This window comes from uncultured Granulicatella sp. (genome assembly GCF_963528315.1).
Classification (GTDB): domain Bacteria; phylum Bacillota; class Bacilli; order Lactobacillales; family Aerococcaceae; genus Granulicatella.
On the sequence record NZ_CAURVV010000003.1, the window covers coordinates 84816 to 95727 of the forward strand.

Below are 10912 nucleotides of genomic sequence, written 5' to 3' on the forward strand. Positions count from 1 at the left end.
GGCTAAGAAAGAGATACGATAGGTATTATCTAAAGTTAAGAAAGCAGTAACAAAAATCATTTTTAAAATCGTTACTGTCATGAATTAAGGGGAAAAACGTATATGTCAAAAAATAAAAATTATACGGCTGAAGATGTCATTTCACTCTGTCGTGAATATATGAATGAAAAGAGTATTCAGTTCATCGAAAAAGCCATTGAATATGCGACCTTCGCTCATAAGGATCAAGTAAGAAAATCTGGCGAAGCATATATTGTCCACCCAATTCAAGTAGCTGGAATTTTGGCAGAATTGAGATTAGATCCAGATACGATTGCAACAGGCTTTTTACATGATGTTGTTGAAGATACAGGATTTACGATTGAAGATATTGAATATGTATTTGGCAAAGATGTTGCATTTTTAGTAGATGGTGTTACAAAACTAGGAAAAATTAAATATAAATCTCATGAAGAACAACAAGCAGAAAATCATCGTAAAATGTTGTTGGCCATGGCAAATGATTTAAGGGTTATTATGGTAAAACTAGCTGACCGTTTACATAATTTAAGAACCTTAAAGTTCCATAAACCAGAAAAACAACGTATGATTGCTAATGAAACATTAGAGATTTATGCTCCTTTAGCTCATCGACTAGGGATGAATAAAATTAAGTGGGAATTAGAAGATACATCATTAAGATATTTAAACCCACAACAATATTATCGTATTGTTCAATTAATGGATTCAAAACGTGATGAACGTGAAGCATATATCCATGAAACAGTGGTGAATATCGAAGAAGCCACACAAGAATTAGAAATAGAAGCTGAAATATATGGTAGACCAAAACACATTTATTCAATTTATCGAAAAATGAAAGATAAAAAGAAAGAGTTTAATGAAATCTATGATTTATTAGCGATTCGTGTTTTAGTGAATAGTATTCGTGATTGTTACGCAGTTGTTGGAGCAATTCATACGAAATGGAAACCAATGCCTCGTCGTTTCAAAGATTATATTGCAATGCCGAAGGCAAATATGTATCAATCCATTCATACAACAGTTATTGGACCAGGTGGTAAACCGGTAGAAATCCAAATTCGTACATTTGAAATGCATGCAGTTGCTGAATACGGGGTTGCAGCTCACTGGGCCTATAAAGAAGGAAATACGCAAAAAGTATCAAATGATCCACTTCAAAAACAATTAGATTGGTTTAAAGATTTAATTGAATTACAAGATGATTCAAAAGATGCTAATGACTTTATGAATAGTGTAAAAGAAGATATTTTTGGAGATAAAGTATATGTCTTTACTCCAAAAGGAGATGTGTCTGAATTACCATTAGGTTCAGGACCATTAGATTTTGCTTACAATATTCATACTGAAGTTGGAAATAAGACGGTCGGTGCAAAAGTGAATAATAAAATTGTACCGTTAAATTATCAGTTAAAAACTGGTGATATTGTAGAAGTATTAACTTCTGCTAATTCATTTGGTCCATCAAGAGACTGGATTAATTTAGTATTTACGACTCGTGCGAAAAATAAAATTCGTCGTTTCTTTAAATTACAAAATCGTGAAGAAAGTATTCTTCGTGGACGTGATTTATTAGAAAAACAAATTGCTGATTTAGAATTTTCACCAAAAGACTTTTTAACGAAGACGCAATTAAAAGAAATTTCCAGTCGATTTAATTTTGCCAATGAAGATGATTTATTTGCAGCGATTGGATTTGGAGAAGTATCTGTTCAAACGGTGGCGAATCGATTGACAGATAAAGCTCGTCGAGAAATTGAAAAGCAAAAAATGCAAGAAGAAGCTTTTGAACAAACGACTGAAAAAATTCAACGAAAAGATACTCAAAAGATGAGTATTAAGCATGAAAATGGCGTCATTATTGAAGGAGTTAATAACTTATTAATTCGCTTAAGTCGTTGTTGTAATCCAGTACCGGGGGATGAAATTGTTGGATATATTACAAAAGGGCGTGGTATTTCTGTCCATCGTAAGGACTGTCCGAATGTGAAAGTTCAACAAGATCAACAAACTCGTTTAATTGATGTGGATTGGGAAGATACGGGTAATTCTAAGCAACAATATGATACAGAATTAGTTGTTGAAGGATACAATCGTAATGGTTTATTGAATGAGGTATTAAATGTCATCAATAGTATTACGAAGTCTTTAAATTCTGTAAATGGTAAAGTGGATTCTAATAAGATGGCTACAATTACAGTCAATATTGGAATTCATAATACGGAACAATTAGAATTTATTGTGAAGAAAATTAATCAAATTCCTGATGTTTATAGTGTTCGTCGTGTAATTTCATAATCGGATGCGAGAAAGAGGGAAGAGTTATGAAAGTTGTTTTACAGCGTGTTGCTCATGCGAGTGTTACAGTTGATGAGAAAGTCATTGGAAAGATTCAACGTGGTTTTCTGTTGTTAGTGGGTGTAACGCATGATGATGCAATGGAAGATATGAAATATCTTGTTCGTAAGATTGTTCAGATGAGAATTTTTGAAGATGAAGAGGGTAAATTGAATCGTAGTATTCAAGATATTGGCGGTGAGATTTTATCGGTTTCGCAGTTTACTTTGTATGCGGATACGAAGAAGGGGAATCGTCCTTCGTTTTCAAAGGCAGCTCCTTGGAATGTTGCGCTTGAGATGTTTGAGCAGTTTAATGGTTTGTTGAGAGCGACAGGGATTCCTGTTGAGACGGGGCAGTTTGGTGCGGATATGAAAGTAGAGTTACTAAATGACGGACCAGTGACAATACTGTTGGATTCAAAAACCCGTTAATGGGGCGTAATAGAAAAAGAGAACAAAAGACTTTTTAGAAATAGTAGCTTGGACGCCAGCAGCTTCGCGTAGCGAATCTCATGGCTAACAATCGAGCCTATGGTCTCGATTGTTCCAGTAATAGAAGCCAAAATTGGCTTCTATTACGTTAGCTACTATGAAAAGTCTTTTTTCTCTTTTTCTATACTTTTTGAGTGTCACTCATGTAAGAGGCGTTGAGGATTTATAATTGTAATAGCTTGGATGCTCGCAGAATCGTGAATCGAATCTCGCTCTAATACGATAAGTCTTTACACTTTTCTTTTTCTATACTTTTTGAGTGTCTCTCATGTAAGTTGCGTAAAAAATTAAAACAGGAAAGGTCCTTGTTAATAGGGGAGTCTTTCCTGTTTTTTATTTCTACATGTTTATGCGCGTTGGTTTTCTAGGTCTGTGCGGACTACTAAGACGTCGCAGCTGGCGTTTCGGATGACATATTCTGATACAGAACCGATAAATAATCGTTCGACTGCGTTTAGTCCTGTTGCGCCCATCATAATTAAATCAATTTGATAATCCTTTGGAATATTTTTAGAAATATAAACTTTTGGTGAACCATATTCTAAAACAAAATCGATGTCATTAAAATCATGTTCTTGGGCATATTGACGATATTCTTGGAATAGATTTTCGGTTTGTCTTTGAATTTCTTCGTTGAAATTTCCTTCAAAACCAGTAGGAGTTTGAAGTACTCGAGTATCGATAATATGTGCAATAATGACTTGAGCACGATTTCTTTTAGCGACCTCAATGGCTTTTTCAAAAGCTAATCTAGCCTCATTAGATCCATCTACTGGAACTAAAATTTTTGAATATTCATGGAACATAACAATCACTCCTTCATCTTTATACCTTCATTATACCACTATGAAATTGTTTTAAAAGGGGTTTCATCTAGATAAATTCCGTTTATAAAAGAAAAAACCACTCAAAGAGTGGTCCAAAGTAAAAACTTTATTGATAGATTTCCGGTGATGCCGTTTGATGTATTTGATAGTTTTGAACCCGCATTCTAAGCAGGTGGGCTTCTATGAGTTACTTCTTAACTTCCAAGTGCAATGGCTTGTTATCCATAACAACAATCTGAATCCCTAAAAAGTCATTAATTGTTCGGTCAACACTTAGTAAATACCGCGCACATCTCAGATTTCTATGTCACTATAGTAGCACTCCTTCTATAAAAAATCAATACTTAAATTGATAGCGTTTACTTATAACTGAAGTGTAAATATTTTCTAAGCAGATAATTTGAAAATGATTTCAAATATGATATGATAAAAGAAAATTTAATAAAACCAAAACATTTGGGGTGCCAATTGGCTGAGATTATACCCATTGAACCTGATCTGGATAGTACCAGCGAAGGGAAATGTGGAATGTTACGATAGTAATGTTTTCTAATGATTTGTTTGTTCGATATATCAAGCTATTATGGATTTTTATGTCGATTTTCAGATTTTTATTTTGCATTGCTTATATCAATAATGTTAGTGAATGAGCCTCCTTTTGTTTTGAAAACGAAGGGAGTTTTTTTATGGAAAAATGGAGTTTGAAAGATGTCATTTTAATGGCATTATTAGCGTTCCTTTTTGGGGGCGTATTTATGGGAGCGGGATTTTTGTATGTCGCATTAGAAGTGGCATTAACACCTGGAGGGTATCAACCTTTTGCAAATGAAATTTTATTTGGATTATGGACGATGGCTGCTCCAATGATTGGGGTATTGTTGAAGAAGAAAGGGAGTTCGACTCTTGGAGAAATGTTAGCAGCCTTAGCAGAAATGTTAATGGGTTCTCATTTCGGAGTTGGAGTTTTAGTTTCTGGATTTGTTCAAGGATTAGGTACTGAAGCTGGATTTTTTGTAACAGGATATAAGAGATATGATACATTTTCTCTTACATTAGCTGCGATTGGTACAGTTGTCTTTAGCTTTATTTATGAGTATTTCAAATTAGGATATGGCGCTTATTCTTTAGGATTTTTAGTTTCATTAATCGTTGTTCGATTTATTTCTGTTTTCATCTTTGGTGTTGTATTTGTAAAAATTGTGATGAACTTATTAGAAAAAGTAAAAGCTACAAGAGGAAATTAATCAATGAATGGAATCACTTTAGAAGGTGTTAATGTTTGGCAAGGAAATTCTAAAATTCTTTATCATCTTCATTGCCAACTAGAAATGGGTGAATTCATCTTACTAACAGGTGATACAGGGAGTGGGAAATCAACACTATTTCAATTTTTATCGGGGATTAAACCGTTGACTTTTGAAGGTCAGTGTCACTTGTTAGGAAAAGATATTTCTTTGATGACACCTGTTCAAAGAGCAACAATAGCGGGAACTGTATTTCAAAAAGCTTATCGTCAGTTTACGATGAAAAATTTACGGAGTGAATTAACGTTTACTCTTGAAAATTTAGGGTATGGTTATAAAAAAATTCAAGAGAGAATTCATCAGGTTACAATCGATTCAGTAACGCAACATTTATTAGATAGACCTTTTGTTCAATTATCCGGAGGAGAGCAACAACGTTCTGCGATTGCAGTATTATTAGCAATGGATGTTCCAATTTTATTATTAGATGAGCCATTTGCTAGTGTGGATGATAAAAGTAGACGCTCCTTAATGAAATTATTATTTGAACTTTCTCAAAAGGGGAAATTAGTCATTGTTAGTGATCATGATACGAATGGTTACAGCGAATATGTTAGTCGAGTATTGCATATTCAGGAAGGTTGCTTGCAGACAGTTCCGATTACAACATTATCGAATCATTCCGTTATTTCTTTAGAACAAGAAGGATCTTCTTCAGAGAAGTTTTTCACTTATCAAAATGTCGTAAAAGAAGGTTTATGGTCGATTCCAGATTTTTCTTTAGAAAAAGGGATTACGACTTTAACAGGAGATAATGGTGTTGGGAAATCCACTTTACTTAGAGCGATGGTTCAATTGACAAAAGTGAAAGGCAATTTCTTGTATGAAGAGCAAAAAATAACGAAGAGAAATCGTTCAAAATTTTTAACATTAACGGTTCAAGAAGCAATGCATCAATTTGTCACCTTAATGCCAAAGGATGAATTGAATTTTGGGATGAAACGATTTTCTCATGCACACGAGTGGCAAGAACGAATCCTCTCAGAAACATCATTAGGTTCAAAACTGGATACAAGTCTGATGTATTTAAGTGGAGGAGAACAAAAATTGATTCAGCTAATCTGTATGCTAAGTTTGGATATTCCTTTTTTATTATTGGATGAACCTTTTACAGGATTAGATAAAAGAAGTTGTCAGTTAATAGGAGAATGGATGAAGTGGAATCAACATACACATCATCAACAATTATTAGTTGTTTCTCATCGATTAGCTCCTTTAGAAGGTGTGAGTCAACATCATATTCAAATTACTGAACAGACATTACAAAAAGGGGGCATTCCATATGGAAAAACAGTCTAAAAGTTTAGCTTTTTCTATTTTTCTAATATTAGTAACGATTGAATTATCGTTTGTTCCTTCAAATGTCTTGAATGTTTTTGTATTAGTAGTTGGATTTTTGTATCTTCTTTGGAAGAAGCAGTGGGGCGTCATTGGAGCTACAATCATTGTTCCATTATTTCCAGCTATTGGTAGTTATTGGTCCATTCATGTTCAAGGAATTCATTTAGAGTTAGCTTCAGTGATGTTTACAAGAACATTTGCATTTGCTCTATTAGGATTTTTATTAGCATTTAGTGTGGATTTGGAAGAACTATTATTAGTTCTGGAACAAAAAGGACTACCTCCTCATTTTGTCTATGGTTTGTTAGTCATTATTCATGCTTTTCCATATATTCGAAGAGAAGTAGTGCAAATGAAGGAAGCCAGTCAACTAAGAGGTCGTCCTTTACATTTTTGGTCAAGCTTATATTATATCAAGGTGATTTTTACAGCTTATCATTTACAAGAGCAATATGAACAAGCGATGATTAGCCATGGATTTGATGAAAAAGGAAAACGAACATCATCGATTATTTGGAAAAATGATACTAAAGCTTGTTCGTGGATGATTTTATTATTTGTAGTAGGAAATAGTATTGGATGGTTATGGAGGTAGGAAAATGACATTTACAGAAAAAGCCATGGAAGTTTCTAAACGTTATTGGCAAGGAAGTTTTGAACATCCATTTGTAACGGGATTACAAGATGGGACATTGGGGGAATCGATATTTCGTTATTATTTATTACAAGATCGTTATTATTTAGAACATTTTAGTAAACTCTATCAAATTATTTCTGACGCATCTGATGATCCAGAAGTGAAAGAATTAATGCGTAGAAATTCTCAACATTTAGCAGAAGGGGAACAATTAATTCGAGAAGAATTTTTTCAAGAATTAGGTATCGATGAAGAAGAAATCAAAAATACACCGATTGCTCCAACTGCTTATAATTATGTATCCCATTTATATCGACAACTAGCAGAAAAAAATGTTGTTGTAGCTTGTGCAGGAATGTTACCTTGTCCGTGGTTATATCAAGCCATTGGAGAACAATTAATCAAACAAGGTTCCCCTCATGAAATGTATCAACGATGGATTATGACCTATGCGGGAGAAGATAGTAAAGAAGCCGTTCAATATGAATGTGGAGTTATCGAACGATTATATCAAGAAGCAACAGAACAAACAAAAGAAGAAATGATAGAAGCATTTTATCGTAGTTGCCAATTTGAGTATCTATTTTGGGAAATGGCTTATACACATGAAACATGGAAATTAGAAGGTTAGGAAGGTTAGAAAAATGAGTAGAAATAAAAAAATTATGTTTTTAGCAATGATGGTAGCGTTAGATGTGGTGTTATCCCCATTAATGAGAATTGAAGGAATGGCACCCATGTCTAGTACAATTAATGTCATTTCAGCAATGCTGATGGGACCAGTATACGGAGTAGCTATGGCATTTTTAACAGCGATTCTTCGTATGACTTTATTAGCAATTCCACCTTTAGCATTAACAGGTGCTGTATTTGGAGCTTTATTAGCAGGGATTGGAGCAAGAATAACTAAAAACATCTATGGAGCCATGATTGGTGAATTTATTGGAACAGGCTTAATTGGTTCTCTATTATCTTATCCTGTAATGGTTTGGTTTACTGGTACAACAACAGGTTTATTTTGGTTTGTTTATACACCACGTTTTTGTGGAGGAGCTATTATTGGTTCAACAATTGCTTGGTTAGTTTGGGTAAAATTAAAAAATGTATCAACAATTCAACGAATTCAAAAATTATTTGCACCAACTAAGGAATGTCCATTATGCAAAAAGTTTTAGAAAAAATTTTCCCATTACAACGTCCTCTGATTCATTGTATTACGAATGGGATTACAAAGGAATTAGTGGCGAATGCATTATTATATGTTGGGGCAAAACCAATTATGGCTGAAGATGAACGAGAAATTGAATCAGTAATTCAAGTATCATCTGCCGTATTACTAAATATCGGACATTTAACAGAGCAAAAAGAAGCTTGCATCATCAAAGCAGCAAAACTTGCGAATAAGGCTCAAAAACCTCTTGTTGTAGATGCTGTCGGAATAGTGGGACTATCCAATCGCCTTGATTTAGTACAAAGTTTATTTGACATTGGCGTTACTGTTGTGAAGGGGAATATTTCAGAAATGAGAAGATTGGCTGGTCTAAATAGTAGTGCCAAAGGAGTCGATAGTGCAAAAGAAGACCAAAGTTTGATGGAATTAAAAGAATTAGCTCAGGCATTAAGAAAGTTAGCAAAAATTTATCCTCAAACACTTTTTCTAGCAACGGGAGAACAAGATTTAGTCGTTACGACTTCAAAATGTTTATGCTTAAAAAATGGAGTAGATTCCTTAGAATTATTTACCGGTACAGGAGATGTAGTAGGAGCTTTAATTGCGGGCGTTTTAGGAAGCGGAATTGAACCATTGGAAGCTACAATTGGAGCGATTACTTATTTTAATGTTTGTGGAGAAAAAGCGAGCAATGCACTCCAGCAAGGAATGGAAAGTTTTCGTATAGAAACTTGTAATCAATTATCAAAATTGTACAAAGAAAATTGGCAAGAAATGCTAAAAATGGAGGACTGGACAAATGAAGTTGTTAAATAATACATTAGCCCTTTATTTAGTAACGGCACGTTACGATTGGAAAGAAGAAGACTTTTTGAAAAAGGTGGAAGAAGCTTGTAGGTCTGGTGTGACTCTTGTGCAATTAAGAGAAAAAGAATGTAGTACAAGAGAATATTATGAATTAGCAAAAAAGGTTAAAACTATCACTGACATGTATCAAATTCCTCTTATCATTAATGATCGAGTGGATATTTGCTTAGCAGTTGATGCTAGTGGAGTTCATATTGGTGCAGATGAATTACCTGTTGATGTAGTTCGCAATATGATTGGAAACGATAAAATATTAGGAGTTACGGCTAAAACAGTTGAACGTGCATTGGAAGCAGAAAAACATGGAGCAGACTATTTAGGAGTAGGAGCTATTTATCCAACGACGACAAAAGTCATTACTCAGCCAACTTCCATTGAAACTCTCAGAAAAATTGCCACAACAGTATCGATTCCTATCGTAGCTATTGGTGGGATTAAAGAAGATAATATGGAACCATTAAAAGGAACGGGGATTGCAGGTGTAGCCATTGTAAGTGAGATTATGAAAGCTGATAATATTCAAGAAAAATGTCAATCTTTAAGAAAAAAAGTAACGGAAATTTTAGGAGGGGAAGTAAATGACTAATGAAACAATTCAAGTAGTAACCATTGCTGGATCCGATTCAGGAGGCGGTGCAGGAGTTCAAGCGGATTTAAAAACATTTCAAGCTCGACAAGTTTTTGGAATGAGTATTTTTGTAGCTTTAACAGCGCAAAATACTTTAGGAGTTCAAGCAGTTCATGAAGTGCCAAGTAATTTCATCGATGCGCAATTTCAATCATTAGCCAGTGATTTTCATATTCGTGCAGCAAAAACTGGTATGTTAGCAGATAGTCGAGTCGTTCGAACTGTAGTAAAAAATTATAAAAAAGTAAATTTTGGACCATTGATTGTGGATCCTGTTATGATTGCTAAAGGCGGACATCCATTATTACAACCAGAAGCAATTGAAACGATTAAAAAAGAATTATTACCAATTGCCACAGTTTGTACACCAAATTTACCAGAAACAGAAGAATTAATTGGCAAGAAAATCTTAACAGAAACAGATATGATGCAAGCTGCAGCTATTTTACAAAATCTTGGCGTAAAAAATGTCATTATTAAAGGCGGACATGGAACGCTGGATATTGTAAAAGACTTTGTCTTATTAGAAGACGGCACAGCATTTTGGACAGAAGCTAAACGAATTCAAACAGCTTCTACCCATGGAACAGGAGATACATTCTCCGCTTGTATTACAGCTGAATTAGCAAAAGGACAGCCTTTGAAAGAGAGCATTATTACAGCTCGTAAATTTATTCAAGGAGCGATTGCTCAACCAATTTATGTGGGAAATGGACACGGCCCAACAAATCACTGGGCGAAGTTAGATGACAGTGTTCGAGTGATTGAATCGTAAGAAAATAGGAATATGACTTTTCGATGTAAGAGAGGATGACAGTGTGTGTTGTCATGAGTTTTACTATTGGAGAGTTGTATTCTTTTTTTGTTGATTTAGCTACAATTTTTAGTCAACTGAAACAAGAAGTAAACCTGAAAAAATTGGATAAAAATGGTATAATACTAGAAACATAGAAAAAACAAAATATTATTTGTTGATTTTGGAAAAATTAATGGAAACACATCCAACTTAAATCGAAATAGTATAAAATTACGAGGAAATTAAAATGAACAATTATATAAAATTTAATGAAAATAGATGGAATAATGTGAATAATGACTATACTGCTCCATTAACACATGAACAATTAGAAGAACTTAAAAATAAGCCCATTTCTGTTGCATTAACGATTGGGAAAAAAGTTCCCGAAGAATGGTTTGAAAAAGCTAACGGAAAAAAGATATTAGGGTTAGCTTGTGGTGGGGGACAGCAGGGACCAGTTTTTGCGTTAAAAGGTTATGATGTAAC

11 protein-coding genes, 1 other RNA gene, 1 pseudogene and 1 riboswitch are annotated in these 10912 nt (G+C 34.1%); of the genes and pseudogenes, 11 read left to right on the forward strand and 2 right to left on the reverse strand.

Features of this window, described 5'->3' with window-relative positions; translation table 11 throughout:
- Positions 1 to 102: 102 nt before the first annotated feature.
- Together RYK07_RS01650 and dtd are read left to right on the forward strand one after the other, a co-directional pair.
- Positions 103 to 2319, forward strand: a complete 2217-nt coding sequence (locus RYK07_RS01650) for a bifunctional (p)ppGpp synthetase/guanosine-3',5'-bis(diphosphate) 3'-pyrophosphohydrolase (RefSeq protein WP_314852081.1) — start codon at positions 103 to 105, stop codon at positions 2317 to 2319.
- Positions 2320 to 2345: 26 nt separating this feature from the next.
- The gene (gene dtd / locus RYK07_RS01655) at positions 2346 to 2792 is read left to right on the forward strand and encodes a D-aminoacyl-tRNA deacylase (RefSeq protein ID WP_314852082.1); all 447 of its coding nucleotides are present in this window, start codon (positions 2346 to 2348) and stop codon (positions 2790 to 2792) included.
- A 407-nt stretch (positions 2793 to 3199) separates the two neighbouring features.
- Here the strand turns inward: dtd and RYK07_RS01660 are convergent, their stop codons facing one another.
- Together RYK07_RS01660 and ssrS are read right to left on the reverse strand one after the other, a co-directional pair.
- Positions 3200 to 3658, reverse strand: coding sequence for a universal stress protein (locus RYK07_RS01660; RefSeq protein WP_314852083.1), 459 nt, complete (start codon positions 3656 to 3658; stop codon positions 3200 to 3202).
- 134 nt (positions 3659 to 3792) lie between these two features.
- Positions 3793 to 3983: non-coding RNA, 6S RNA (ssrS, locus tag RYK07_RS01665), on the reverse strand.
- 143 nt (positions 3984 to 4126) lie between these two features.
- Positions 4127 to 4216, forward strand: a riboswitch (TPP riboswitch).
- Between the two features lie 149 nt (positions 4217 to 4365).
- On the opposite strand from ssrS, the gene RYK07_RS01670 reads away from it, so the two are divergent.
- The 9 genes and pseudogenes from RYK07_RS01670 to RYK07_RS01710 form a co-directional block, all read left to right on the forward strand.
- A complete protein-coding gene (locus tag RYK07_RS01670) occupies positions 4366 to 4923 on the forward strand; it encodes an ECF transporter S component (RefSeq protein ID WP_314852084.1) in 558 nt (185 codons plus the stop codon).
- 3 nt (positions 4924 to 4926) lie between these two features.
- Positions 4927 to 6282: an ABC transporter ATP-binding protein gene (locus RYK07_RS01675; protein WP_314852085.1), complete on the forward strand. Its 1356-nt coding sequence runs from the start codon at positions 4927 to 4929 to the stop codon at positions 6280 to 6282.
- The gene (locus RYK07_RS01680; protein ID WP_314852086.1) at positions 6266 to 6919 is read left to right on the forward strand and encodes an energy-coupling factor transporter transmembrane component T; all 654 of its coding nucleotides are present in this window, start codon (positions 6266 to 6268) and stop codon (positions 6917 to 6919) included. Before RYK07_RS01675 ends, RYK07_RS01680 begins: the two co-directional genes overlap by 17 nt.
- Before the next feature lie 4 nt (positions 6920 to 6923).
- Positions 6924 to 7592, forward strand: a complete 669-nt coding sequence (gene tenA, locus RYK07_RS01685; protein ID WP_314852088.1) for a thiaminase II — start codon at positions 6924 to 6926, stop codon at positions 7590 to 7592.
- 13 nt (positions 7593 to 7605) lie between these two features.
- Positions 7606 to 8136 (forward strand): energy coupling factor transporter S component ThiW, encoded by a 531-nt coding sequence (gene thiW, locus RYK07_RS01690; protein WP_314852089.1) that lies wholly within the window; start codon positions 7606 to 7608, stop codon positions 8134 to 8136.
- Positions 8112 to 8948, forward strand: a complete 837-nt coding sequence (locus tag RYK07_RS01695) for a hydroxyethylthiazole kinase (protein ID WP_314852090.1) — start codon at positions 8112 to 8114, stop codon at positions 8946 to 8948. The genes thiW and RYK07_RS01695 overlap by 25 nt, the downstream gene beginning before the upstream one ends.
- Positions 8932 to 9585 (forward strand): thiamine phosphate synthase, encoded by a 654-nt coding sequence (gene thiE / locus RYK07_RS01700; protein ID WP_314852091.1) that lies wholly within the window; start codon positions 8932 to 8934, stop codon positions 9583 to 9585. The genes RYK07_RS01695 and thiE overlap by 17 nt, the downstream gene beginning before the upstream one ends.
- Positions 9578 to 10402 carry a bifunctional hydroxymethylpyrimidine kinase/phosphomethylpyrimidine kinase gene (gene thiD / locus RYK07_RS01705; RefSeq protein ID WP_314852093.1) on the forward strand — a complete coding sequence of 275 codons (825 nt, stop codon included), beginning with the start codon at positions 9578 to 9580 and terminating at the stop codon, positions 10400 to 10402. Before thiE ends, thiD begins: the two co-directional genes overlap by 8 nt.
- A gap of 268 nt (positions 10403 to 10670) precedes the next feature.
- Positions 10671 to 10912: pseudogene (locus RYK07_RS01710) on the forward strand (class I SAM-dependent methyltransferase); the annotation flags it as partial.